Origin of the sequence: Flavobacterium oreochromis (assembly GCF_019565455.1) — a bacterium.
In the GTDB taxonomy this organism is placed as follows: Bacteria; Bacteroidota; Bacteroidia; order Flavobacteriales; family Flavobacteriaceae; genus Flavobacterium; species Flavobacterium oreochromis.
The window spans coordinates 2389823-2415192 of the sequence record NZ_CP067377.1; the positions used below are offsets into that span (position 1 = coordinate 2389823).

Sequence of the window (25370 nt, forward strand, 5' to 3'; positions counted from 1 at the left end):
TTTTTATTTTACCTACTAAAAACCAAGATATAGAATTGTTTAGTCATTCACCTCTTCATAATCCACATATTCACCAACTTGTTTCGTTGGTTTTTTAAAGTCCTTAGTAGGTCTTGCTTGTCCGTAAGAATTAGTTTGTGTAGATTCATCAAAGTTACCTTGTTGATATTGACGATTAAAATTTTCTTGTGCTTTATTCATTACCTTTCTCATAATAATAGGTAAAAAAACTCGGCTTAAAATTTTTATTAAATAATAAAAACCTAAAATGTAGATGATAGTTTTAAATAAACCAGGTATAGAAGCTTCTTGCATTTTGTATTTTTTTTCAAAAATAAAAAGATTCATTGCACGTTTAAACTGTTTTAACTTATTTTTTTAGTAGAATTATGAATAAAATCATTTTTAAATCCCTTGTTTTAAAATTTCTTTTTTCTTTAAAATAAAATAGTACTTTTGAAACTATAGAATACAAGTTATGGAGCAAATCAAATATTTAGTAATAGCACTTTCTTTAGTTGCTTTTAATCAGCTTACTGCACAATATACAGATGAAATTAATACCAATAGACCAGGTAATTCAGCAGGTGCTTTTTCAGTAGGAAAAAATGTTTTGCAGATAGAAGGAGGTTTGTATTATCTTAGTGAGTCACATTCTGTATTAAATTATACTGCTAATGGTTACGGAGCTGATCTAACTACTCGTTATGGGCTTTTAAAAGAACAATTAGAACTATCTCTTGATTTACAATTTCAAATGGATCAGTACACGGATGGGATATTTAGTAAAAATAGAAGTGGTTTACGTCAAACTACCTTAGGAGCAAAATATCTTTTTTATGATCCATTTAAGAAAGGTGAAAAGAAGCCTAATATTTATAGTTGGAGAGCTAATCATAAATATGATTGGAAACGATTAATTCCCGCTGTATCAGGATATCTCGGAGTTAATTATACGATGAATAATGATTATGTTATACCAGATGAATTAATTTTTTCACCTAAAGCAATGTTAATTACACAGCATCATCTAGATAGGAGATGGGTAGTGGTAACTAATTTCTTTGCTGATAAAATTATTTCGAAAACATTTAATTATGGATATGTAGTAACTGTAACTTATGGGATTAATGAAAAATGGTCTGCAATGCTAGAAAATAAAGGAATAAAAGGAAAATATTATTCAGACGGTATTTTTACAGTAGGAGCGACTTATTTATTAAATAAAAATCTTCAATTAGATGCGTCTATTAGCAAAAATATAAAATCCTCACCTGATTTGTTGTATGGTGGTTTAGGTGTTTCATGGAGATTAGATAAAAAACATCAAGATCCTAAAATAAAGGAAGGAAAAGAAGTTAAGGAAGTTAAAGATATTAAAAAAGAAGAAAGAAAAAAATCAAAAACAAGTATTTTATCAGAAGAAGAATTAGATAAAGCAGCTGAAAAAGCTGAAAAACAAAGAAAAAAGAATGATAAAAATAAAATAGAAGAAGTAAAGCCTGTAGAAGAAAAGAAAAAACGAGTTGACGATTTACAAGAATCGGATAATTAAGCCGTATATGATAACAATTATTGAAGCGAAGACTAAAAAACAATTAAAGGAATTTATTAAATTTCCATTTCAATTATATAAAGATAATCCTTATTGGGTGCCTCCATTAATTAGTGATGAAATGGAGGCTTTTGATCAAAATAAAAATCCTGTTTTTAAAAATGCTGAAGCTTATTTTTACCTAGCTTATTGCAATAATAAAATAGTAGGTCGTATAGCGGCTATAATTAATTGGGATGAAGTGAGGCAACTAGGGAAAAAGAAAACACGGTTTGGGTGGTTTGAGGTAATTGATGATGTAGAAGTAACAGAGTTATTAATTGGAAAAGTGACAGAATTAGGACTGAAAAATCATATGGACCATATAGAAGGACCAATGGGATTTTCAAATCTAGATAAAGTAGGTTGTCTTACAGAAGGTTTTGATCAATTGAGTACTGCTATAGGTTGGTATACCCCACCTTATTATGTAACTCATTTTGAAAAATTAGGTTTTAAAGTAGAAAAAAATATATAGAAAGTGAGTTTAGTTTTGAGGGAGTGGCTTATGAACCTATTAAGAAAGCTGCTGATCTTGTAAAAAAACGATATGGTTTTAAATCTATAAATTTTACTAATACAAAGGAAATAGAACCTTATGTAGATCGAATGTTTGAACTGTTTAATAAAACTTATGTAAAACTTCAATCATTTGTTGCTATTAGTAAAGATCAAATTGATTATTTTAAAAAAAAGTACATACCTTTTGTTAATCCTGAGTATATAAAGTTTGTAGAAGATATAAATGGAGATATTATTGGTTTTGCCATCGTCATGCCTAATTATGCTTACGCTCAGCAAGCTATTAAAGGAAAACTTTTCCCTTTTGGTTTTCTAAAAATGCTTCACGCTAAGAAAAATAATAAAGAGGCCGTTTTTTACCTGATAGGAATAGCTCCTGAATACCAGAGTAAAGGAGTAACAGCCGTTATATTCGAAGAGTATCATAAGGTTTTTACTACGAGAGGAATAACTAAGTGTATCCGAACTCCAGAACTAGAAGAAAATATGGCAATACAAAATCTGTGGAAAAATTTTAACCCTAAGATTACTAAAAAAGATGTACTTTTAGTAGATCTATAAGTTAGAATACAAAATAAAGTGCCCGAAAAGGTAAAATCTAATGATTATTTTTGCTTCAATTTTTATATGTTTTTTGAAAAAAATAAAGAATTAAGTTAAATCTTTTCGGACATTTTTTTGTTAAAAAATAAGTTTTCTTTTTTATTTTGTTTAGTTTTAAAAATTATATTTTAACAGTCCATTCAAAAGGATCATCTGTTAATTTATGTTGAATAAACGTTAACCTTTCTTTTAATTTTTTTGCATATGAATTTTCAATGCTAGGAAGTTCATAATATTCCTCTTTATATTGAAAACCTTTTATGGGACTTACAACAGCTGCGGTACCAGCTCCAAATATTTCAAGTAAACTACCTTGTTTTGCAGCCTCAATTAATTCAGAAACAAGTATAGAACGTATGGCTACTTCTATGCCTTCGCTTTCAGCTAAAGTAATTAAGGTTTTACGTGTTACTCCATCTAAAATACGATCGCTAGTTGGTGCGGTAAATAATGTGTCATTAATTCTAAAAAACACATTCATTGTGCCACATTCTTCAAGTTGCGTATGGGTAGCATCATCTGTCCAGATTATTTGTTGAAAACCAGCTTCGTTTGCAAGTTTAGTGGGGTAAAATTGTCCAGAGTAATTTCCAGCAGCTTTTGCAGCACCTATTCCTCCATTAGCAGCTCTACTATAATAATCGGCAATCATTACTTTTACATCGCCTGAATAATAAGCTCTAGCTGGAGATAAAATAATACAGAAACGATATTGTGAAGAAGGTTGTGCTATTACACCACTACCTATAGCTATCATAAAAGGTCTGATATAAAGAGTATTACCTATTCCTTTTTCAATCCAAGCTTCATCAATTTTTAATAATTCTTTTAAAGCATCCACAAAAATAGATTCTGGAATTTCAGGCATACACATACGTACGGCTGATTTATTCATACGCATATGATTTTCATGAGGACGGAATAACCAAATTGAATTATCTTCCGCTTTATAGGCCTTCATACCTTCAAATATAGCTTGTCCATAGTGGAAAACTTTTGCCGAAGGGTCTAAAGTAAAGGGTTCATAAGGTTTAATAACTGGTTTTTCCCAAGCACCATTTTTATAATCACAAACAAGCATATGGTCTGTAAATACACTACCAAAAGTTAAATTATCAAAATCTATTTGATTAATTCTGGAAGAAGCACTTCTAATTATTTCAATATTACTTATAGTTTCTAAGCTCATTACCTTTTTATTGCTAAGTTAAAAAAATAATATGTTTTATTGTGAAATATGTATTTTTTTTCATCTAAAATAAATTATTTTTTTATTTTATTGAAATTAATTCTTTTTTATTGATTTATTTCTTATAAATTAAGAGGAATTGAATTAAATATATTCGGTCAAGTACTTTTTTCCTGAATAATTTTGAATAGAGTACTATATGATGAAAATTTTTCTTTTTAAATTTTATTAAATCATATTAGTTTTAGAAAATATTTTATAGAATCTAATGATCAAATTCCTTGTATGGCAACTTTTTTTATTGTCAAATTATTAAACTAGATTTAGTGAAAAAAATAAGAGCTAAAAATTAAATATCAACTTATAATAATATGAAATAGTACAGATTTTTATTTTTTTATAAAATCATACTAACTTTATAGATTTGCAGAAAGTATTATCTTAAAGCATATAAATAATATGTAAAAATAAAGTCTAATGTTATTTATTAAAATAGTTATAATATTAGAGAACTAAACTTAAAATATATAATATTCATAAAAAAATAGTAATACAATATTGGAAAGAAAAATAATAACAACCTTAGATGGATCTACAACAATCCAGTTAGTAGATTGGAATGAATGTTATCATTCAAAAATGGGAGCGATTCAAGAAGCGTATCATGTCTTTATTAAAAATGGTTTAGATTTTTTTGATAACAAACCTATTTCAATTTTAGAAATAGGATTAGGAACAGGATTAAATGCCTTGATTACTTATTTAGAATCTGAACGGAAAGATCAGAGTATACAATATGAAGGAGTAGAAGCTTATCCCGTAAGTATAGAAGAAATGCAATTAATGAATTATTCTTCTTCCTTAGGTCAAGAATCTAGTAAGTCTATTTTTGAAAAAATTCATTTTTCTGAATGGGAAAAAGAAATATGCTTGAGTAAAAAATTTTTATTAAAAAAGAGAAAACAATTTTTTCATGATATACAAGATGTGAATCGTTTTGATCTAATATATTTTGATGCTTTTGGGTATCAAGTCCAACCTGATTTGTGGACTGAAGAAATATTTAACAAAATGTATAAAGCCTTAAAAGACACAGGAGTGTTAGTAACGTATGCAGCTAGAGGTGTTATTAAACGAAATATGAAATCTGTTGGTTTTCAGGTTGTTAAGGTTCCTGGGCCTCCAGGTAAAAGAGAAATGATGATAGGCTTTAAGAAAATTTAAAAAAAAATTATACTTATTTTAAGACTTACTTAATCTCAAAAGAGTTAAATTTGATATACTAAAATTAAACTAGAATAGCATGCCAAAGAGAAATATTGATTTTGTTAAATCAATCTTAGAGAGAGTAAGTTTTGATGCCAAATTGTTTGCAAAAGAATTACAAAAAGCACTTAAAATTCTTTTGCCTTATGAAGTAGAAGAGTTGTCATCTTGGTTTTATCAATATACACATGAAAAGCCAGAATTAAGAAAATGTAAAATTTATTTAGAAGACTAATACTTTAAAAAAGATATCAAAGAGTTCGATTATATCGAGCTCTTTTTTAATTTATAGAGCAGCAAAAAACTACTAGCTTAAAAAAATAAAAGAAGATTAAACTTTTCTTTATATATTACATATTATATTCTTAAATTTAATTTTTATATCAAAATTCTTTTAGATGAATAGATTAAAATTAATAGTTTTCTGTATCATTTTTTTACTTTGAAGTTCTTTGGACAAGAACAATATTCTATTTATTTTAAAAGTGATAAGTACGATTTAACTCCTTCTGAAAAATTAGAAGTTGAAAAATGGATTCAAGAAAATAGAAAAAGTAAAATATTAACTTTAAGTGGTTATACAGATGAAGATGGAACTAATCAACATAATGATAGTTTAGCTAAAAAAGAATAGAAACTGTTTTTAATCTTGTAAAAGGGAAAGTACCAATTAGAGAAGATTTTAGAGAAATAAACTTTGGAGAATTACATAAACAATCAAAGATAAAAGCTGAAAATAGGAAAGTAGTTCTGTATTTTTTACAAGAAAAAGATTTACATAAAGAAAAAGGAATTATAGCTTCGAAAATACCAATAAATTTTGTCAATGAATCACTTCTTTTTCCTAGTAGTATACTATTAAATAATCCTGATGGTAGTGAAACAGAAATAGAATTAGACGTAGAATTTATGACAAAAATACATGAAGCTAAAGTAGGAGAAAAATTAAAAATTGAAAACTTAAATTTTGTTTTAAATACCTATGCTGTAACAAACGAATCTAGAGTAAAGCTTTATGAATTGTGGTTAGTTATGCAACAAAACCCAAAATTAAAAATTCAAATACAAGGGCATGTTTGCTGCGTAACTAAAGATAGACAAGATTTATCAACCCAACGAGCTAGAGCTGTATATAAATTTTTAGAATTTAAAAATATTGATAAATCAAGAATGTCCTATAAAGGTTTTGGTAGTACAAAACCATTGTACGAACTACCTGAAAAAAGTGAAGAAGAAAGAGCTGCTAATAGAAGAGTAGAAATAGAGATAATAGAAAACTAGTTTCATAAAAAAAAATGTGCGATTCAGTGTTAAGAATTAACTTCTTTTTATCTTTGCGCACAACAACATAACTTTATATAATGACTTCTGATACTTCAAAGCGTTACGCAATGCGTGGTGTTTCTGCATCTAAAGAAGATGTACACAACGCTATAAAAATATTGATAAAGGTTTATTTCCTAAAGCCTTTTGTAAAATTGTTCCAGATTATTTAACAGGTGATGATAATTATTGTTTAATTATGCATGCTGACGGAGCAGGTACAAAATCATCACTAGCTTATATGTACTGGAAAGAAACAGGTGATTTGTCAGTATGGAAAGGTATTGCTCAAGATGCACTTATAATGAATATTGATGACCTTTTATGTGTAGGTGCAGTAGATAATATAATGTTGTCTTCTACTATTGGACGTAATAAAAACCTCATTCCAGGAGAAGTTATTTCTGCTATCATTAATGGTACAGAAGAATTAATAGCAGAATTAAAATCTTTTGGCGTTACCATTCATACTACAGGAGGAGAAACCGCTGATGTAGGAGATTTAGTACGTACAATCATTGTAGATTCCACTGTTACAGCCCGTATAAAACGTTCCCAAGTTATAGATAATGCTCGCATTACAGAAGGAGATGTAATAATAGGCTTCGCTTCCTATGGACAAGCTAGTTATGAAACAATGTATAATGGAGGAATGGGAAGCAATGGTCTAACTTCCGCAAGACATGATGTATTTGCTCATGAATTAGCAACTAAATATCCTGAAAGTTATGACAGTGCAGTGCCATCAGAATTAGTTTATTCAGGACAAGTTCATTTGACTGATACAGTTGTAGGATCTCCAATAGATGCAGGTAAACTAGTATTATCACCTACACGCACTTATGCTCCTGTTATTAAACAAATTTTAGAAAAATATACTCCAAGTCAAATTCATGGTATGGTACATTGTAGTGGAGGAGCTCAAACAAAAATTTTACACTTTATTGATAACCTTCATGTAATAAAAGATAATTTATTTAGTGTACCACCTTTGTTTAAATTAATACAAGAACAATCAGGAACAGATTGGAAAGAAATGTATCAAGTCTTTAACTGTGGTCACCGTATGGAATTATATGTTCCTGTAGAAATAGCAGATGATATTATAGCAATAGCCCAATCATTTAATATTGATGCACAAATTGTGGGTCGAGTAGAAGCCTCTGAAACTAAAAAATTAACCATTAAATCAGAATTTGGTAATTTTGAATATTAGTTTAGATCATAGAAAACAATTGTTAATCTAAACAATTACCGTTTAATAATTATGAATATTAAATAACTAATCTAAAAAATAATATCAATGTACGAATTACTATTTTGGAAATATAAAGAGGAAGTATATCTTAATAACCACGAAGTTTATGAAAGATTATTAGAAGATCAAATAATTGAAGGTCTTGAAGAGCTTCCCATTACCATTATTTTAAGTCGTATTTCAAATGTGTTCTCTAAATGGGAAAAAATAGACTCTATGAGTTTTAAAAATACAATGGGAGTAGGGGCATTCCATATAAAAACAACGAACCAAAGTATCGTAATAAGTTGTTATGGTACAAAAGGAACGGATATGGATAAATTATGTCAGATTATGGATGAGTTTAAATGCCCTTTGTATGATCCGCAAGTACCTATACGATATGATGAATTTGCTGAATAATGATGAAAATTAACCCTAAAATAGGAATTGATCATTTGGTTTTCGGGATGAAACCAAATGATGTTGTACAATTATATGGTCAACCTAATAAACAATTTAATGATGAAGAAGATAATTTAATCTATCTTTATAATGATCAAAAATGGCGTTTAACCTTTTACGAAGATGAAGAATTACGTTTAGGGTATATTATATCTTCTAATCCCGATTTAATATTATTTGATCAAACTATTTTAGCAAAGCCTATTAGCGAAATAGAAGGATTATTACAAACTAAAAAATTCAAGCCATTAGAAATAGAATCCTTTGATTCTGTTGATAACTATTTTAATGAGTCTAATTGGATGATTTTTCAAGTGGAATATAATCAAGTAATTCGTTTTGAGTTAGGAGCTGTATTTAATGATGATTCGGATGAATTTGATTGGAAATTTAAAGGATAAAAGAAAAATTTATTTTTGATTTTGAAAATTTTTTAAATTATAAAAAGTGAATAATTCTTTCCATAAAACTACAAAGTTTTAATAAATGGTAAGCACATTTATAGGGTTTAAAGGGAAGATATAGAAACACTTAAGCCATCTGATAACGAGAATGATACACGAAAATATAAGCTTTAAAAATATATATAGGTTACTAATTCACTCTTAAAGAATAAAAATCACAACTACTTGACTTAGTTATGTATTAAACATTTAATACAAAATTATTTAATCCGTAACTAGGTTTTAAAGAAAGAGAGTTAATTAATGTTTGTGTCCTCTACCACGTCCGTGTCTAGGATGTATGTCTTCGTGGATTTCAATGATATTATTGTTGTGGTATTTTTCCTTGTATTTTTTAATTTTTTTATATCTGACAATGTGGTTTTCATTATAAAAATAAGGTCTTTCTCCATAAAAATCTAATTCTACTTGAGAACTTTGTCCTAGATTTATATTAATAAAAGGAGAGGGAAGACTTGCTTTTATTTCCCAGTTATTCCCTTTTAAGTAAATATAATTTTGAGCTTGTAAATCATAATAAAAATTATGATCAGGAAAATAAACATACCTTGTTTTAGCTCTATATCCGTGTGCAGGAGCCCAATCAGGAGGACCTTGAGAAAAACTAGGTTCGTTAATAAAAAATAAAATTAGAGTGATTTGGAATATAGTTTTCATGTTTATTGTATTAATGATCTAATATAGTCATATTTTTTATATTTAGAAATCATAATTTATCATCCAATTGATTCTAAAACAGTCTGTAAAAATTCCAATAAGTTGTCTTCTTCTTTTTGACTTTCAGTATTTATTGATATTGAAATATTATTTTAAAATTTAAACTACCACTTAAATTAGTATTATCGATTATCATTAAAATCGTTTCTTTGCTAATAGGTAATGCAATGAGCATAATTTTATTTAATTCATCTTCATTTAAAGATGGAGAATTTTTATTTCTAGGCATTTCTTTGAATCTACCTACTAACAAATACCGATCTGTAAAAATATTGAAAGTTAGCTACATATTTACTACAGCCATATTTTAAAATATAGTTCAATGGTAATGATTTAAGAACTACAAGATAGTTGTGAACATCCTATTTTTTCTTTTGCCCAGTCAGGTCTTTTCGCAAACCATTTTTGATATTCGGGTTGTTCATCATATGGTTTTTGAATTACTTCGTATAATTCATTTAATAAACTATAATCTTCTAATTCTGCTTTTTCTATTGCTAATTGCGCCATGTAATTTCGAAGAATATATTTTGGATTTATTAGATTCATTTTTTCTTTTCTTTCCTCATTAGAAAGAGATTCTAAGTTAATTCTATTTAAATAATTTTGAAACCATCTTAACCATGAATTACTAATTTCAGAATTAGGGCTTATAACTTCATAAAAGGCATATTCTATAGCTTGAAATGCTTCTTTAGACGTTTTTTCTTTTAAGACATTTCCTAATAAACGAAAGAATATCGTATAATCAGTTTCTGTTAATTCTAGTAAATTTATTAATTGATAAATTAGCTCTCGATCAGAGTCATTAGTTTGAGTTAAACCTAACTTTTTTTGCATCATATTGATGTAGTTATTTTCGTACTCATTTTCATATTTATTCAATATTTGTTCTAATTCTTCTGTTTCATTAATTAAAGGATACAAAGCGTTAGCTAATTGATATAAATTCCAAAGAGATATTTGAGGTTGATTACCAAAGGCGTATCTATGTTGATGAGCATCTGTTGTATTAGGAGTCCAATTAGGATTGTAATTTTCTAACCAACCATAAGGGCCATAATCAATAGTAATACCATGAATAGACATATTGTCTGTATTCATAACTCCATGTACAAAACCAACTTGTTGCCAATAAGTAACTAATTTTAATGTTGATTGAGCAACTAGTTTAAAAAAATGAATATAGGCTTCTTTTCCACTTGTTTTAATTTCAGGGAAATAATGTTTGATTGTAAAATCAGTTAGTAATTGTAAATTTTTAAAATCGTTTCTAGAAGCAAAAAGCTCAAAATTTCCAAATCGAATAAATGAAGGAGCAACCCGGCAGACTATAGCCCCTTTTTCATAAGCAGGATTTCCATTATACAAAATATCTCTTAAAACATCATTACCAGTTGATATGATACTCAATGATCGGGTAGTAGGAATGCCTAAAGCATTCATAGCTTCAGCACATAAATATTCACGAATAGAAGAGCGAAGTACAGCTAGACCATCTGCATTTCTTGAATAAGGTGTTTTTCCTGCTCCTTTTAACTGGAGTGTATATTGTTTGTTGTGGTTTTCAATTTCAAATAAATTGATTGCTCTACCATCGCCTAATTGTCCAGCCCATACACCAAATTGATGTCCTCCATAACACATTGAAAAAGGGGTTGTTTTTGGGTATATTTTTTTCCTGAAAAAAAGAAAGAAAATCATCTGATTCTACATCATCTTTTGAAATACCTAATTTATTTGCAAAACTAATATTTGCATGTATTAAAATAGGATTTTTAGGAGGAGTAGGGGGCACATATGAAAAAGCAGATTCAAATACTTTACGTACTGTGTTTTCATGAATAGGATCAGAAGGTAGTTCCTTTGTAAACTTATTTTTAATAGAAAATGATAAAGACATGTGAATTTTAAAAAGAGTTAATTAAATAAAACCGTAACGATCCCTAATAGTGAAGGAATAGTTTGTACATACAAAATTCGTTTTGAGATTGTTAATGCTCCATAAATTCTAGCAATAGCTACACAACTTAAAAAAATAAACTTATGTTTTGAAACCATTCCGTGTTATTTAGTAATAAAGATCCAATTAAACCAGCAGCTATAAAACCATTGTATAAACCTTGATTTGCTGCTAAAGTTTTAGTAGACTTAAATAAATCTTTTGAAATACTTTTAAAAACTTTAGGTGCTTTTGTAGTCCAAACAAATATTTCCAGTCCCATTATATGAACGTGAACAAATGCTACAAAACCGATTATTATTTTAGTTAAAATCATCATAATTAGTTCCTTTTATTTTTGAAATGTATTTTGATGGGATTATCTATTCGTTAGTTCAATTTTATATAATATAGTATGTATTGAATGTTCTTTTAATGAATATATCATGTATAAGTTTGGTCTATTTATAATTTAACTTCGTTAAAGAGTATTGATACTTCTTATATTATATGCTCAGAATAATGATTTGTGTATGCGTTTACGTTTATGTTTGGTTTGGACTAAATTGTTTTCTCCTGAAATAACACTGATACTTCCATTCGTTTCAAACATTGCTAGTTTAACATTGTTAAAATGTTCAACTCCATGTTCTCGCACAGCTTGTTCTAATTCGTCTAAAGTTATTCCTAAACGATTTAAAGTTTTGTAATCAGTTATTCCATCATGTATTAATATCTCAGGTTTATTAGTTAATAAATTTTTAATAATATTTGATTTTATCATTCCCTTTTTAAAAATAACATTAACAACAAAAAGAGCTAAAGCAGCAGTTAAACCTCCTGAAAGAGAGGTGTCACTTCCTACCATTGCATTTTGTACAGAATTGCTAATTAATAAAATTAGAATAATATCAGCTGTGTTAAGTTGAGAAAGTTCTTTTTTCCAAATAATTGAAGAGCAATGATCATAAAGAAATAAACACATACACTGCGAATAATAATGTCTAAAAAAGGATTCATTATTTTATTTTAAAATTTTTTTCAATAGCCTTTATCATTTCACCTGCAATATCTTTATGAGTTGCACCTTCTATGCCTTCCAGGCCAGGAGAAGAGTTTACTTCTAATAATAGAGGTCCTTTGCTAGAACGTATAATATCTACTCCTGCGACCTTTAAATCCATTGCTTTAGCTGCTTTGATTGCTATTTTCTTTTCAGCAGCCGTTACTTTTATCACAGAAGCACTTCCTCCCATATGAATATTAGCTCTAAATTCACCTGGAGCAGCTTCTCTTTGCATAGCTGCTACTACCTTACCATCTACAACGAAAAGGCGTAAATCTTTTCCGTTAGCTTCTTTAATGAATTCTTGTACTAATATATTGGCATTTAAGCTTTTAAAAGCATTTATGACAGATTCAGCTGCTTTTTTTGTTTCAGCTAAAACAACTCCTTTTCCTTGGGTGCCTTCTAATAATTTGATAATTAGAGGAGATCCTCCCACCATTTTAATTAAATCATTTGTATCTAGAGGAGAATTAGCAAATCCAGTTGTAGGAATGTCAATTCCGCTTTGTAATAATAATTGTAAAGAAAAGAGTTTATCTCTTGATTGAGTGATAGCTGCTGCGGAGTTAAGAGTGAAAACTTTCATAGCTTCAAATTGACGTATTAAAGTACAACCGTAATAAGTAATACTAGGTCGAATACGAGGAATAACTGCATCAAAATTATCTAAAACACGTCCCCCTCTATAATGAATTTCCGGAGTAGTAGCATCTAATTTTATATAGCATTCTTTAATATTTAGAAATTCCATTTCATGTCCGCGCATTTCACCTGCTTCCATAATTCGGCGGTTACTGTATAAATTAGGATTACTAGCTAATACAGCAATTCTTAGTTTAGCACTTGATTCTTTATTAACATGGTAATGTGATTTTATTTCATCAAATGAAGGTTGGCCTAAGAGGTATTTTTCTTCAGGATCAACCATCATTTTTCCAACCATGGCTTCGCGCCCTAAAAGCATGCGAAACCCCATAGAATCTCTATTAGCAAGAGTTACTTCAATAGGAAAAGTCTCATTACCGATGCTTAAATTTGTTTTAATAACATAACGTTGTTCTCTATAGCCGCTAGAACTTTTTACAATCCTTTTATCAATTAATTTAGCTTCACAATGTCTAGTTATTTTTACATTGCCTTGAAGAGGATTTACATCAAATTTTACCCAATTTTCTCCATTTTTTGAAAAAGGAGTAATGTTTGTGGCGTGCATAGCTGATGTTTTAGCCCCAGAATCTACTCTTGCTTTAATATAAGGAATTTCTAACTCAGGAAAGGAGCACCATTCTTCGCTCCCAATAATATCTTTTTAGATGACATACTTTTTAATAACCAAATAAGATAACAATAACTATTTTTGAATAAAAAAGCCTACTAGTCTGTAGGCTTTTGAGATTTTTTTACTTGAATTTTTAACTCTTGTGAATCACTATCTAAATCCATCTCAATTATATCTCCTTCATGTATTTTAGAAGTAATAATTTCTTCTGCTAAAGCATCTTCAACATATTTTTGAATAGCTCTTTTTAGCGGACGTGCACCAAACTGCTTATCAAAACCTTTTTCTGCAATAAAAGCTTTAGCTTCTTCCGTTAATTCTAGTTCATATCCTAGTTCTTTAATGCGGGCGTATAATTTTTGTAATTCAATATTAATAATTTTATCAATATCTTCTTTTTCTAGAGAGTTAAAAACAATTACATCATCAATTCTATTTAAGAACTCAGGGGCAAAAGTTTTTTTCAATGCGCTTTCAATTACTCCTTTTGCATGATCATCTGCTTGTGCTTGTTTAGCAGCAGTTCCAAAACCTACACCTTGACCAAAATCTTTTAGTTGACGTGCTCCCACATTAGAAGTCATAATGATAATCGTATTTCTGAAGTCAATTTTTCGACCTAAACTGTCTGTTAAATATCCATCATCTAATACTTGTAGCATCATATTGAACACATCGGGATGTGCTTTTTCAATTTCATCTAAAAGTACTACACAATAAGGTTTGCGTCTTACTTTCTCTGTTAATTGACCTCCTTCTTCGTATCCTACGTATCCTGGAGGTGCACCTACTAAACGAGAAATAGCAAATTTTTCCATATATTCGCTCATATCTATTCTAACAAGAGCTTCTTCAGAGTCAAATAATTCTTTGGCTAATACTTTGGCTAATTGCGTTTTTCCAACACCTGTTGATCCTAAGAAAATAAAAGAACCGATAGGTTTGTTAGGATCTTTTAACCCTGCTCGATTACGTTGGATAGCACGCGCAATTTTTTGAACTGCATCTTTTTGACCTATTACTTTTTTATCTAAGATTTCTGGTAAGTGAGCTAATTTGTTACTCTCTGTTTGAGCAATACGGTTTACAGGAATCCCCGTCATCATAGATACTACATCGGCAACATTATCTTCAGTAACGCTTATTCGATTGTTTTTAGAATCTTCTTCCCATTGTTCTTGTGCTATTGCTAATTCTTTTTCAATACGCTTTTCATCGTCACGTAATTTAGCTGCTTCTTCGTATTTTTGGCGTTTTACAACCGTATTTTTTAATTCACGTACTTCATCCAGTTGACGTTCTAAGTCAAGAATTTGTTTAGGTACATCAATATTTGTTATGTGTACACGAGAACCTGCTTCATCTAACGCATCAATAGCTTTATCTGGGAGAAAACGGTCACTCATATAGCGTTCTGTTAATTTAACACAAGCTTCAATGGCTTCTGGAGTAAAACTCACATTATGATGATCTTCGTATTTACTTTTTATATTATTTAAAATCGTAATAGTTTCTTCGATAGTAGTAGGATCTACAATTACTTTCTGGAAACGACGTTCTAGTGCGCCATCTTTTTCTATATATTGGCGGTACTCATCAAGAGTAGTAGCTCCAATACATTGTATTTCGCCTCTTGCTAAAGCAGGTTTAAACATATTGGAAGCATCAAGAGAACCTGTTGCACCTCCTGCTCCTACAATAGTATGAATTTCATCAATAAAAAGAATGATATCATCATTTTTTTCTAATTCATTCATAACTGCTTTCATACGTTCTTCAAATTGACCACGGTATTTAGTACCTGCTACTAATGAAGCAAGATCTAATGTAACAACTCTTTTGTTATATAAGATTCTTGAAACTTTCTTTTGTACAATTCTTAAGGCCAATCCTTCAGCAATTGCTGATTTTCCAACACCTGGTTCTCCTATAAGGAGAGGGTTATTTTTTTTTCTTCTACTTAAAATTTGTGAAACACGTTCTATTTCTTTTTCACGTCCTACAACAGGATCAAGTTTACCTTCTTCTGCCATTTCAGTCAAATCACGCCCAAAATTATCTAATACAGGTGTTTTAGATTTTTTGTTTGATTTGTTGGCAGGATTAGAAGGATTACCCTGACTAAAGCTGTCATCTTGTCTTGAATCATCTCCATAAGATGATTCATTTTTAGGAAAGTTGTCTTGAAAATCTTCTTCGTTTGGCATCATAGTTAAATATTGTTCTTTAGCTGTATCGTAATCAATTTTTAGTTTGTGCAATAATTTTGTAGTAGGATCATTTTCATTACGCAGTATACATAAAAGTAGATGAGCCGTATTAATTGTTGTACTTTGAAAAACTTTAGCTTCTAAAAAAGTAGTTTTTAGTGCTCTTTCAGCTTGTCTTGTTAGATGTAAATTCTTTTTATCATTGCCTAAAGTAGGATTAGGATTTGAAGGGCTTAATATCTCAACTTTTCTACGTAAATGTTCTAAATCAATAGAAAGATTGTTTAAGATATGAATGGCAGAACCATTGCCATCTCTTAAAATTCCAAGCATAAAGTGCTCAGTGCCAATAAAATCATGGCCTAAACGTAATGCTTCCTCTTTACTAAAAGTAATTACTTCTCTAACTCTTGGTGAAAAATTGTCATCCATATCTTACAGTTATTAGTAATTGTAAATTTAATGATTTATAAATGGAATTACAAAAAACATTCCACATCAATTCTACTGTCAGGCTAAAAGACAAAAAATAATTGAGAAGAACAAACGTTATTATAGGTATTTATTAACTAATAAGGGTTATTTCTTTGTTAATAAAAAAATGAAATAACAATTTGTATAGTGTGCCTAAAACCAGATAAATGCGTATATTAGCGCGTTTGTAAAAAATTTGATAAATTAACGTAAATACTTATGTCTGAGGGAGAAAAGTTAATTCCAATTAACATTGAAGACGAAATGAAATCAGCCTACATTGATTATTCAATGTCAGTTATTGTGTCAAGGGCGTTACCAGATGTTAGAGATGGTTTAAAACCTGTGCACCGCCGCGTGTTATTTGGAATGCATGAATTAGGAGTTTTTTCTAATAGACCACATAAAAAATCAGCTAGAATCGTAGGGGAAGTGTTGGGTAAGTATCATCCACATGGGGATTCTTCCGTGTATGATGCCATGGTGCGTATGGCGCAAGATTGGAGCTTACGCTATTTAATGGTTGATGGTCAAGGTAACTTTGGATCAATAGATGGAGATAGTCCTGCTGCTATGCGTTATACAGAGGCTAGAATGAAGAAGTTCTCTGAAGAAATGTTAGCTGATATTGATAAAGAAACTGTTGATTTCCAATTAAACTTTGACGATACTTTAGAAGAACCAAAAGTAATGCCAACTAAAGTACCCAATTTACTTGTAAATGGAGCATCAGGTATTGCTGTAGGGATGGCTACTAATATGGCTCCTCATAACTTATCTGAAGTAGTAGAAGGAACTTTGGCTTATATAAATAATAATGATATTGAAGTAGATGAATTAGCTACTTATATCAAAGCACCTGATTTTCCAACAGGAGGAGTTATTTATGGAATGGATGGAGTGCGAGAAGCATTTAAAACAGGGCGTGGTCGTGTAGTAATCCGAGCTAAAGTTGGTTTTGAAGAAGTCGAAGGTCGTGAAGCAATCGTTGTAACTGAAATACCTTATCAAGTGAATAAAGCAGAAATGATTAAAAAAACTGCTGACTTGGTAAATGATAAAAAAATAGAAGGTATATCAACTATACGAGATGAGTCTGATAGAAACGGTATGCGTATTGTTTATATCTTAAAAAGAGATGCTGTACCCAATGTTGTCTTAAATACATTATATAAGTACACACAATTACAATCCTCATTTAGCGTTAATAATATTGCGTTAGTAAATGGTAGACCTCAATTATTAAATCTAAAAGATTTAATCCATTATTTCGTTGAACACCGTCATGATGTGGTAACACGACGTGCTCAGTTTGATTTACGAAAAGCTGAAGAAAGAGCTCATATTTTAGAAGGGTTAATTATTGCATCTGATAATATTGATGAAGTTATTGCTCTTATCCGTTCTTCAAAAGATGGAGAAGAAGCACGTGGAAAATTAATAGAACGATTTAGTCTTTCTGAAATTCAAGCTCGTGCTATTGTAGAAATGCGATTAAGACAGTTAACAGGCCTTGAACAAGATAAGCTACGTGCAGAATACGAAGAAATTATGAAGTTAATAGCTGAATTAAAAGCATTATTAGCAAGTAAAGAACTTCGTATGGATTTAATTAAAGAAGAATTACTAGAAGTTAAAGAAAAATACGGTGACGAGCGTCGTTCAACAATAGAGTATTCAGGTGGAGATATGAGCATTGAAGACTTAATTGCTGACGAGCAAGTTGTTATTACCATATCACATGCAGGTTATATTAAACGTACTCCTCTTTCAGAATACAAAACTCAAAATAGAGGAGGAGTGGGACAAAAATCAGCAGGTACTCGTGATCAAGATTTCTTAGAACATATGTATGTGGCTACAAACCATCAATATATGTTGTTCTTTACTCAAAAAGGAAAATGTTTCTGGATGAGAGTATACGAAATTCCAGAAGGAAGCAAAGTAGCGAAAGGACGAGCTATTCAAAACTTAATCAATATAGAGCAAGATGATAAAGTAAAAGCCTTTATTTGTACACAAGATTTAAAAGATCAAGAGTATATTAATAGCCATTATGTAATTATGGTTACTAAAGAAGGACAAGTTAAAAAGACCTCTTTAGAACAGTATTCCCGTCCACGTACTAATGGAGTAGCCGCTATTACAGTAAAAGATGGGGATGAATTACTAGAAGCAAAATTAACAACAGGTAATAGCCAAGTTTTAATTGCAGGTAAATCTGGTAAATTAGTTCGTTTTGAAGAAGAAAAAACCCGACCAATGGGTAGAACAGCTTCAGGAGTAAGAGGGGTAACTCTTGCTGACGAAAAAGATGAAGTAATAGGAATGGTATCTATTGATAGAGATCATGTAAACGACTCTCAAATATTAGTAGTTACTGAAAATGGTTATGGTAAACGTACTAAATTAGTAGATGATGATGGGGAAGATGTATATAGAATTACAAACCGTGGAGGTAAAGGAGTAAAAACTTTAAATATTACTGAAAAAACAGGTTCACTTATTGCTATTAATAATGTTACAGATGATGATGATTTAATGATAATTAATAAGTCAGGATTAACTATTCGAATGAGAGTTTCAGACTTACGTGTAATGGGGCGCGCTACACAAGGAGTACGCTTGATTAATATTAAAGGAAAAGATTCTATTGCAGCAGTTTGTAAAGTAATGAGAGAGGAAGAGGAAGAGAGTTTAGAACAAAATGAATTAAATGATCATTTAACACCTGATTCTGAAACAGAATTAGAAAACCAAGAATAATATATTAAAGTAAAAACAAAATGAAAATAAAAAGTTTATCACTAGTAACTGCTTTGTTTTTGTCAGTTACTGCAATTGCACAAAAAGATGATATTAAAGCGGCTGAAAAAGCATTAAAATCAGGGAATCCAACTGAAGCTAAAGCAGCGTTAGATAAGATAGAATATATGGTAGTTAATTTAGATAATCCAACAAAAGCACAATACTATTTTGTGCTCGGAAATGTAAATCTAGAATTAGCAAAAAAAATATAGAAGAAGGAAAAAGTTTAGTAGCGGCTGCAAAAGCTTATAATGAATTAAAAAATACTGAAGCGAGTTCAGGAAAATCTAAATACACAGGACAAGTAGAAACGTCTTTAATAGAAGTTAAACGTCTGTTAACTAATAGTGCTATTGCTGATTCAAATGCAAAACGTTTTAAAGAAAGTGCTCAGAAACTATATGAAGTGTACGGTTTAGATAAAAAAGACACTACTATGTTATATTATGCGGCAGGAACGGCTATAAATGGTGAAGACTACGATTCAGCTTTATCTTATTATAAAATGTTGAAGGATTTAAAATATTCAGGAAAAGCAACGAATTATTTAGCTAAAAATAAATCAAATGGGCAGGAAGAAACTTTTGCTTCAGCTAAAGATAGAGATTTTTCTGTAAAAATAGGAACTCACGAAGCTCCTAGAACAGAAAATGTACCATCAAAAAGAGGAGAAATAGTTAAAAATATAGCTTTAATTTTAAACCAAAAAGGTGATTTAGCAGCTGCTAAAAGAGCTGTGGAAGAGGCTATACAAGCTAATCCTGGAGATACAAGCTTGTATACAGCTGGAATGGAGGTTGCTTTAAAAGCAAATGATTATGCAACTTATAAGAAATTTGCACAAGAAGCTTTAGCTAAAGATCCCAATAATGCGGATTTATTTTATAACTTAGGTGTTATTTCAGGACAATCAAATGATAAACAAGCAAAAATTGATGCAGAGGGTTATTATTTAAAAGCAATTCAGATTGATCCTAGATATAAAAATGCGTATTTAAATTTAGGTGTTTTAAAACTAGATGGAGAGAAAGAAATTGTTGATCAAATGAATAAATTAGGTACTTCAGCGGCGGATATGAAAAAATATGAAGCTTTAAAAGTTAAAAGAGAAAATTTATATAAATCAGCTATTCCCCATTTAGAAAAGGCATATGAATTATTTGAAAGTGATAAAGATATTAAAAATACACTTTTAAATATGTATAATGCTCTTGATATGACAGATAAATATAAAGCGTTAAAAGCAAAAAATTAATTAAGATAGATTATAAAAAATTAATTTTGTAATAGTGAGCTCGATATTTAATCGGGCTCATTTTGTTTAATTTTGATTTAATTCTGACGTTATCGTAATAGATAATATACTTATAATTTCTTGTTTTAATTGTTTTATTGATTTAAATTTTTGAGTGCAAAATATTTCTGATTTTAATATACCAAAGAAGTTTTCAATAATAGTATTATCCAAACAATTTCCTTTTTTTTGACATACTTTGTTTTATTCCTTTTTCTCTGAGTAAATTTTGATACTGTTTTATTTGATACTGCCAACCTTGATTAGAATGTAGAATAAGATTGATATTATTAGGTGTTTTTTTAAATGCTTTTTTTAACATCATTACTACTTGATTAAACACGGGGCTTTCAGTTAGTTTATAGCTGATTGTTTCTTGGTTAAAAAAATCAATTATTGGTGACAAATAAAGTTTATTTCCAGCGATATTAGACTCCGTTACATCGGTTGCCCATTTCTGATTTGGCGTTGTTGCGTGAAAATTTCGCTCTAAAACATTCGCAACAACTTTTCCTTGTTCACCTTTGTATGATTTGTACTTTTTTAGTCTAATAATGCTTTTTAATCCTAATAACTGTTTTATGATTGATTATGATGCCTTGATTTTGGAGTTCAGCTGTTATTCTTCTATATTCATAGCGATCTTTATGCTTGTTCTAAATTGACTTTATTAACTCTTTAATCACTTTATATTTATGAGGTAATTTATTTTGTTTTTGATGGTAATAAAAACTACTTCGTGCCATACTTGTATGATTTAAAAGTACTTCTAAATCATATTTATGCCTTAATTCCATTATTACTTGCGTTTTTGGCTTTTTCTTCTGTTTGAATTAAGGCTTGCAACTTTTTTAAAACATCAAGTTCACAGCGTAATACTTCATTTTCTAAAAGAAGTTCTTTTCTCTTGTTAATGGCGCTTGTTAGATTTGTGTTTTTTTCGTTTAAAATTGCTCATAGATTTTGGCCTGCCTTTGGGTTTAGGATATAATCCTTTTATTTTAAAATTACTAAAATCTTTTTGCCATTGAAAAATAGACGAGATAGGAACTCCAAACTTCAAATTAACATCAAAGAATGATGAGTTGTTTGAGAGTATATATCTGACAACTTTATACTTAAAATCTAAACTAAAAATAGTTTTGGTTTTATTGATTTCTAAACCTAAAATCCTCATAGATTTATACAAACTAACCCATCTTTTAATTACAGATTTGTCAATACCAAACTCTCTTGAAATAGAACAATAGGATTGATAATGCTTGGTGTGCTTTAAAACTTGTTCAAGTTTAAATTCTGCTTTAAAACTTCTTTTTTGCTCATAAAAATGCCCCAAATAGTCTCTAACTTTTTCGGGCATGTTAACTTGAGGAGTTTTTTATGAATTTAGATCATTATTTTACATTTAAATGTAAAAATAAAATTAGGTATTGTTTAGAAAAATATTGGAAAGGTATAATTTGAAAAATGAAGAGAAAATACTTAAGCTTAAGTATAAATTAGAAATTAGTCTAATATTTATATGAAAAATAGATTCAGATAAATAATGTAGTATATTTTTATTACTTGGCAATAGTAGAATCATATTATTAATACTATCGGATTTGCTTCACTTAATTCATTTTATTCGAGCTTTCCTTTAATTAAAATGAATTGTATTTATTTCTAAAAATAATAATAATATTAGATGATATTCAAAGAAGTGTTTGAATTGCTATTATTATGAAATAAAATAAATAAAAAATAGCCGTCATTAGAGAAATGATGGCTATTTTTTATTTACATTTTTTAAAAATTTTATTTTTTACTCAATGCTTTTGTCATATCTGATGAAATAGCAGAACGTTCCATTTTTATTTTACCAGCCATAGTTTCTACAATTACTGTAGTTTCAGCTAATTCAGCTATTTTTCCGTGAATACCACTTTTAGTAATGATTTTATCTCCAACTTTTAATGAAGATTCAAATTCTTTTTCTTTTTTATTTTTCGTTGTTGAGGTAATATTAGAAATACAAACATTACCACAAACATTAATAAATAAGGTAAAAATTGTGTCATTTTATTTAAATTACTGTTTTTGTATTATTGAATTAAGGTGTTTTTAGTAGCATTATTTTTCTACTATTATATTAGCTTTAAATGTTAAAACTTCGTTTCCTTGTTCTGTATTAGTTAGTAGGGCAACTGATTTAGTTTGCTCTCCTGATTTTCCTTTAGAATTAAAAATAATTTTAATTTCGCCTGATTCTCCTTTTTTACAGGTGTTTTAGTCCATTCAGGAGCAGTGCATCCACAAGAAGGGCGAACCTCAATTACATATAAATCATTTTTTCCGGTGTTAGTAAATTTAAAAATATGTTCTACTTTGTCACCTTGTTTGATTGTTCCGAAATCATGTTGAGGACTATCAAATTCTATTTTAGGATATTCTCCTGGTTTTAGTTTCTTTTTCATGCTTTCTTCTTTCATAGAAAGCATACCTTGTGGCGTAACTAAATTATTACTATCAAGTTGTTGAACCTCAAATTCATCTTTAGATTTACAAGCAATCAATGATAGGATTGTAAAAAATGCGAAGCTGTATTTTTTCATGTTGTATTACATTAAGCCACGGCCCGTCTTTTTTAACTTGCCGTTTGTATTAAACTCTTTTACTAAATTATCTAAAATTCCGTTGATAAATATAGAACTTTTTGGAGTAGAATACTCTTTTGCAATCTCTAAATATTCGTTAATTGTTACTTTTACTGGTATTGAAGGGAATTTTAATAATTCACAAATAGCCATTTTTAGGATAATAGTATCAATTTCTGCAATACGTTCTACCTCCCAATTTGGTGTTTTTTCTGCAAATTCTTTAGCAAGTGCTGCTTCATTTAGGGTTGTTTTGCGGAAAAGTTGTGATACGAACTCACGATCTTCGATATCATTGAATAATTTAGGAACAAAGAATAAATCATCTTCGTTTTTAATAGCTCTTAATTGTTTAGCTATAAAGGTATTAATTAGAGGAATATCATCTATCCAAGTTAATTTATGGTCTTCTAGATATTCATAAAGTTTTGTGTTTGGTGCTAAAATTTCGGTAAATAAATTGATGATAAAGTCTTTATCTTCTTGAAAATCGTTGGTGCGATTTATCATGTATTTTTTATAAAAATCACTTTGTTTGATTTCATTAGTGAAAATCTTTACGTATTCCTCGTGTATATGCCAGTCGTTAATTTTTCGATCTGTTAATGCTATAGATAGTGAATTACTTTCTTCTAAAAGACGAAGAACCTTATTGTTAACAAATTTTAAATTTGGATTTTTTTCTTCTCGGGTAGCTAAATATTTTTTACTAGATAAATCTAAAAACTCTTCCTCTTTCTTTCTTATTTCTAGTAATAAAGAAACGGTTACAAGATATAAATCTTGCATATTATCGATACTATTAAACAAGAATTTTTCTTCTTTTTCAATATTATCTGAATGGTTTTGATGCATTGCGTATATGGTCTGCATCACTTTTAGTCGGATATGTCTTCTATTTAACACCTTTGTAAGAACTTTTAAAAATTAACGAAGCGAAAGAGTTTCTTTCGCTTCGCAAAATACATATTTTTTGTAGATTAAAATATTTTAACGAAAAGAAGTAATTAACAATTTTTGTTGTACTTTTTTGTTTTTTTAATCATTGAATTATTTAGCTAATTCTTTCTTTCTTAGATCAATACGGTTTTGAGCAATTTTGAAAGCAGCTTCGTGAGTTGTAATATTGTTAGTATCTGCATAATCAAATATTTCTAAAGTAGTGTTAAAAATATTTTCTGTTCTACGCATAGCTTCTTCTTTACCATAGTTTGCTATTTCTCCGTATACATTAATAATACCACCAGCATTGATTAAAAAGTCAGGAGCGTACAAAATTCCTTTTTCTTTTAACATTTGACCGTGGCGTACTTCATCAGCTAATTGATTGTTAGCAGCACCAGCGATTACTTTAGCTTGTAATTTATTAATAGTATCATCATTTACAGTTGCGCCTAAAGCACAAGGAGCATAAATATCTACATCGGCAGCATATAAATCATCTCCTTGGAAAATTTTAGCACCATACTTGTTTCCTATTTCAGTTAAACGAGCTTCGTTAATATCAGAGATAACAACTTTTGCGCCTTCATTTGTTAAATATTCAACTAAGGTTTCTCCTACATGACCAATACCTTGTACTAAAACTTTTTTCCCGTCTAAATTTTCAGAACCAAATTTGTATTTAGCAGCAGCTTTCATTCCCATGTATACACCATATGCTGTAACTGGAGACGGATTTCCTGATCCTCCTATAGATTCAGAAATACCTGTTACGTGTGCTGTGTGTTGGCGGATTAAATCCATATCTGGAGTAGTAGTTCCAACATCCTCAGCCGTAATATAACGTCCGCTTAATGAATTTACGAATTGGCCAAATTTAGCAATCATTTCAGGGGTCTTGTCAACTTTTGAATCACCAATGATTACTGCTTTACCACCTCCTAAATTTAAACCAGAGATAGCAGATTTAAAAGTCATTCCTCGAGACAAACGCAGTACATCATTTAATGCTTCCCACTCGTTTGTGTATTTCCACATTCTAGTTCCTCCTAATGCAGGGCCTAAAACCGTGTTATGGATACCAATTATTGCTTTTAAACCAGTATCTTTGTCGTGGCAAAAAACAATTTGTTCGTGATTATCAAATGAAACTTGACCAAATACAGGGTCAACTTTATGTAATTCACTTGCTTTTACAGATTCAGTAATCATAATGAATGTTTTTAAAATAGTATGGTTTGTTTTTTTTAAACCGTTGCAAAATTACGCTTTTCTATTAATTTTTTGCAATTATAAGCTAAAATATTTAGTTCTAATTATAAAAAATAAAATTTTA

The 25370-nt window shown here is 29.5% G+C and carries 21 protein-coding genes and 8 pseudogenes; 12 read left to right on the forward strand and 17 right to left on the reverse strand.

Annotation, left to right across the window (positions count from 1 at the left end):
* Nucleotides 1-39: 39 nt before the first annotated feature.
* Nucleotides 40-315 carry a DUF4834 family protein gene (locus tag JJC03_RS11465; protein WP_088398102.1) on the reverse strand — a complete coding sequence of 92 codons (276 nt, stop codon included), beginning with the start codon at nt 313-315 and terminating at the stop codon, nt 40-42.
* 163 nt (nt 316-478) lie between these two features.
* Between JJC03_RS11465 and JJC03_RS11470 the strand changes: the two genes are divergently transcribed.
* Both JJC03_RS11470 and JJC03_RS11475 read left to right on the forward strand, forming a co-directional pair.
* Nucleotides 479-1555 (forward strand): transporter, encoded by a 1077-nt coding sequence (locus tag JJC03_RS11470; protein WP_088445109.1) that lies wholly within the window; start codon nt 479-481, stop codon nt 1553-1555.
* A 7-nt stretch (nt 1556-1562) separates the two neighbouring features.
* A pseudogene (locus JJC03_RS11475) lies at nt 1563-2682 on the forward strand (GTP cyclohydrolase).
* Between the two features lie 158 nt (nt 2683-2840).
* Here the strand turns inward: JJC03_RS11475 and JJC03_RS11480 are convergent.
* On the reverse strand, nt 2841-3908 hold the full coding sequence (locus JJC03_RS11480) for a branched-chain amino acid aminotransferase (protein WP_235873355.1): 1068 nt from the start codon (nt 3906-3908) through the stop codon (nt 2841-2843).
* Between the two features lie 558 nt (nt 3909-4466).
* Between JJC03_RS11480 and mnmC2 the strand changes: the two genes are divergently transcribed.
* The 7 genes and pseudogenes from mnmC2 to JJC03_RS11510 all read left to right on the forward strand — a co-directional run bounded on the left by mnmC2 (nt 4467) and on the right by JJC03_RS11510 (nt 8600).
* Nucleotides 4467-5132 carry a tRNA (5-methylaminomethyl-2-thiouridine)(34)-methyltransferase MnmC2 gene (gene mnmC2, locus JJC03_RS11485; protein ID WP_235873356.1) on the forward strand — a complete coding sequence of 222 codons (666 nt, stop codon included), beginning with the start codon at nt 4467-4469 and terminating at the stop codon, nt 5130-5132.
* Between the two features lie 79 nt (nt 5133-5211).
* Nucleotides 5212-5409, forward strand: coding sequence for a hypothetical protein (locus tag JJC03_RS11490; protein WP_014164231.1), 198 nt, complete (start codon nt 5212-5214; stop codon nt 5407-5409).
* Nucleotides 5410-5616: 207 nt separating this feature from the next.
* Nucleotides 5617-5808 (forward strand): OmpA family protein, encoded by a 192-nt coding sequence (locus tag JJC03_RS17995; RefSeq protein WP_258931865.1) that lies wholly within the window; start codon nt 5617-5619, stop codon nt 5806-5808.
* Between the two features lie 275 nt (nt 5809-6083).
* Nucleotides 6084-6455 carry an OmpA family protein gene (locus JJC03_RS18000; protein WP_254424655.1) on the forward strand — a complete coding sequence of 124 codons (372 nt, stop codon included), beginning with the start codon at nt 6084-6086 and terminating at the stop codon, nt 6453-6455.
* Nucleotides 6456-6535: 80 nt separating this feature from the next.
* A pseudogene (locus JJC03_RS11500) lies at nt 6536-7713 on the forward strand (AIR synthase related protein).
* Nucleotides 7714-7800: 87 nt separating this feature from the next.
* Complete coding sequence (locus tag JJC03_RS11505; protein WP_088398096.1) at nt 7801-8157, forward strand: hypothetical protein; 357 nt, start codon at nt 7801-7803, stop codon at nt 8155-8157.
* Nucleotides 8157-8600 carry a hypothetical protein gene (locus JJC03_RS11510; RefSeq protein ID WP_088398095.1) on the forward strand — a complete coding sequence of 148 codons (444 nt, stop codon included), beginning with the start codon at nt 8157-8159 and terminating at the stop codon, nt 8598-8600. The genes JJC03_RS11505 and JJC03_RS11510 overlap by 1 nt, the downstream gene beginning before the upstream one ends.
* 303 nt (nt 8601-8903) lie before the next feature.
* Here JJC03_RS11510 and JJC03_RS11515 read toward each other — a convergent pair whose 3' ends face one another.
* The 7 genes and pseudogenes from JJC03_RS11515 to JJC03_RS11545 all read right to left on the reverse strand — a co-directional run bounded on the left by JJC03_RS11515 (nt 8904) and on the right by JJC03_RS11545 (nt 16312).
* On the reverse strand, nt 8904-9320 hold the full coding sequence (locus JJC03_RS11515; RefSeq protein ID WP_088398094.1) for a hypothetical protein: 417 nt from the start codon (nt 9318-9320) through the stop codon (nt 8904-8906).
* 130 nt (nt 9321-9450) lie between these two features.
* Complete coding sequence (locus JJC03_RS11520) at nt 9451-9633, reverse strand: hypothetical protein (protein ID WP_217349890.1); 183 nt, start codon at nt 9631-9633, stop codon at nt 9451-9453.
* Between the two features lie 80 nt (nt 9634-9713).
* Nucleotides 9714-11283: pseudogene (locus JJC03_RS11525) on the reverse strand (protein adenylyltransferase SelO).
* A 17-nt stretch (nt 11284-11300) separates the two neighbouring features.
* A pseudogene (locus JJC03_RS11530) lies at nt 11301-11662 on the reverse strand (DUF1304 domain-containing protein).
* Nucleotides 11663-11836: 174 nt separating this feature from the next.
* Nucleotides 11837-12342: pseudogene (locus JJC03_RS11535) on the reverse strand (DUF421 domain-containing protein).
* Complete coding sequence (rimK, locus tag JJC03_RS11540; RefSeq protein WP_235874380.1) at nt 12342-13694, reverse strand: 30S ribosomal protein S6--L-glutamate ligase; 1353 nt, start codon at nt 13692-13694, stop codon at nt 12342-12344. Before rimK ends, JJC03_RS11535 begins: the two are co-directional and overlap by 1 nt.
* Before the next feature lie 71 nt (nt 13695-13765).
* Nucleotides 13766-16312 (reverse strand): ATP-dependent Clp protease ATP-binding subunit, encoded by a 2547-nt coding sequence (locus JJC03_RS11545; protein WP_088398089.1) that lies wholly within the window; start codon nt 16310-16312, stop codon nt 13766-13768.
* 261 nt (nt 16313-16573) lie between these two features.
* Here JJC03_RS11545 and gyrA point away from each other — a divergent pair, with 261 nt between their 5' ends.
* From gyrA to JJC03_RS18855, 3 genes are all read left to right on the forward strand, one after another.
* Complete coding sequence (gene gyrA, locus JJC03_RS11550; RefSeq protein WP_165624135.1) at nt 16574-19120, forward strand: DNA gyrase subunit A; 2547 nt, start codon at nt 16574-16576, stop codon at nt 19118-19120.
* A gap of 20 nt (nt 19121-19140) precedes the next feature.
* The gene (locus tag JJC03_RS18850) at nt 19141-19374 is read left to right on the forward strand and encodes a hypothetical protein (RefSeq protein ID WP_309597647.1); all 234 of its coding nucleotides are present in this window, start codon (nt 19141-19143) and stop codon (nt 19372-19374) included.
* A 224-nt stretch (nt 19375-19598) separates the two neighbouring features.
* Nucleotides 19599-20417, forward strand: coding sequence for a tetratricopeptide repeat protein (locus JJC03_RS18855; protein ID WP_309597648.1), 819 nt, complete (start codon nt 19599-19601; stop codon nt 20415-20417).
* A 66-nt stretch (nt 20418-20483) separates the two neighbouring features.
* On the opposite strand, the gene JJC03_RS11560 is transcribed toward JJC03_RS18855, so the two are convergent.
* From JJC03_RS11560 to JJC03_RS11595, 8 genes and pseudogenes are all read right to left on the reverse strand, one after another.
* The gene (locus JJC03_RS11560; protein ID WP_088445257.1) at nt 20484-20630 is read right to left on the reverse strand and encodes an IS3 family transposase; all 147 of its coding nucleotides are present in this window, start codon (nt 20628-20630) and stop codon (nt 20484-20486) included.
* Nucleotides 20623-21042, reverse strand: coding sequence for a DDE-type integrase/transposase/recombinase (locus JJC03_RS18005; RefSeq protein WP_088398085.1), 420 nt, complete (start codon nt 21040-21042; stop codon nt 20623-20625). The genes JJC03_RS11560 and JJC03_RS18005 overlap by 8 nt, the downstream gene beginning before the upstream one ends.
* A pseudogene (locus JJC03_RS19235) lies at nt 21005-21097 on the reverse strand (IS3 family transposase); the annotation flags it as partial. The pseudogene JJC03_RS19235 and the gene JJC03_RS18005, both read right to left, overlap by 38 nt.
* 269 nt (nt 21098-21366) lie before the next feature.
* On the reverse strand, nt 21367-21816 hold the full coding sequence (locus JJC03_RS11575) for a transposase (protein WP_235873357.1): 450 nt from the start codon (nt 21814-21816) through the stop codon (nt 21367-21369).
* Nucleotides 21817-22253: 437 nt separating this feature from the next.
* A pseudogene (gene yajC, locus JJC03_RS11580) lies at nt 22254-22516 on the reverse strand (preprotein translocase subunit YajC).
* Between the two features lie 52 nt (nt 22517-22568).
* Nucleotides 22569-23050 (reverse strand): annotated as a pseudogene (locus JJC03_RS11585) (DUF1573 domain-containing protein).
* 6 nt (nt 23051-23056) lie between these two features.
* Complete coding sequence (nusB, locus tag JJC03_RS11590; protein WP_088445259.1) at nt 23057-23965, reverse strand: transcription antitermination factor NusB; 909 nt, start codon at nt 23963-23965, stop codon at nt 23057-23059.
* Between the two features lie 177 nt (nt 23966-24142).
* On the reverse strand, nt 24143-25246 hold the full coding sequence (locus tag JJC03_RS11595; RefSeq protein ID WP_088398080.1) for a Glu/Leu/Phe/Val dehydrogenase dimerization domain-containing protein: 1104 nt from the start codon (nt 25244-25246) through the stop codon (nt 24143-24145).
* Nucleotides 25247-25370: the final 124 nt, after the last annotated feature.

Bases quoted from the DNA above. Each gene is read 5' to 3' on its own strand.
- JJC03_RS11465 (WP_088398102.1), bottom strand. From the start codon at position 315: ATGCAAGAAGCTTCTATACCTGGTTTATTTAAAACTATCATCTACATT.
- JJC03_RS11470 (WP_088445109.1), top strand. From the start codon at position 479: ATGGAGCAAATCAAATATTTAGTAATAGCACTTTCTTTAGTTGCTTTT.
- JJC03_RS11480 (WP_235873355.1), bottom strand. From the start codon at position 3,908: ATGAGCTTAGAAACTATAAGTAATATTGAAATAATTAGAAGTGCTTCT.
- JJC03_RS11490 (WP_014164231.1), top strand. From the start codon at position 5,212: ATGCCAAAGAGAAATATTGATTTTGTTAAATCAATCTTAGAGAGAGTA.
- JJC03_RS18000 (WP_254424655.1), top strand. From the start codon at position 6,084: ATGACAAAAATACATGAAGCTAAAGTAGGAGAAAAATTAAAAATTGAA.
- JJC03_RS11505 (WP_088398096.1), top strand. From the start codon at position 7,801: ATGTACGAATTACTATTTTGGAAATATAAAGAGGAAGTATATCTTAAT.
- JJC03_RS11510 (WP_088398095.1), top strand. From the start codon at position 8,157: ATGATGAAAATTAACCCTAAAATAGGAATTGATCATTTGGTTTTCGGG.
- JJC03_RS11515 (WP_088398094.1), bottom strand. From the start codon at position 9,320: ATGAAAACTATATTCCAAATCACTCTAATTTTATTTTTTATTAACGAA.
- JJC03_RS11545 (WP_088398089.1), bottom strand. From the start codon at position 16,312: ATGGATGACAATTTTTCACCAAGAGTTAGAGAAGTAATTACTTTTAGT.
- gyrA (WP_165624135.1), top strand. From the start codon at position 16,574: ATGTCTGAGGGAGAAAAGTTAATTCCAATTAACATTGAAGACGAAATG.
- JJC03_RS18850 (WP_309597647.1), top strand. From the start codon at position 19,141: ATGAAAATAAAAAGTTTATCACTAGTAACTGCTTTGTTTTTGTCAGTT.
- JJC03_RS18855 (WP_309597648.1), top strand. From the start codon at position 19,599: ATGTTATATTATGCGGCAGGAACGGCTATAAATGGTGAAGACTACGAT.
- JJC03_RS11575 (WP_235873357.1), bottom strand. From the start codon at position 21,816: ATGCCCGAAAAAGTTAGAGACTATTTGGGGCATTTTTATGAGCAAAAA.
- nusB (WP_088445259.1), bottom strand. From the start codon at position 23,965: ATGCAGACCATATACGCAATGCATCAAAACCATTCAGATAATATTGAA.
- JJC03_RS11595 (WP_088398080.1), bottom strand. From the start codon at position 25,246: ATGATTACTGAATCTGTAAAAGCAAGTGAATTACATAAAGTTGACCCT.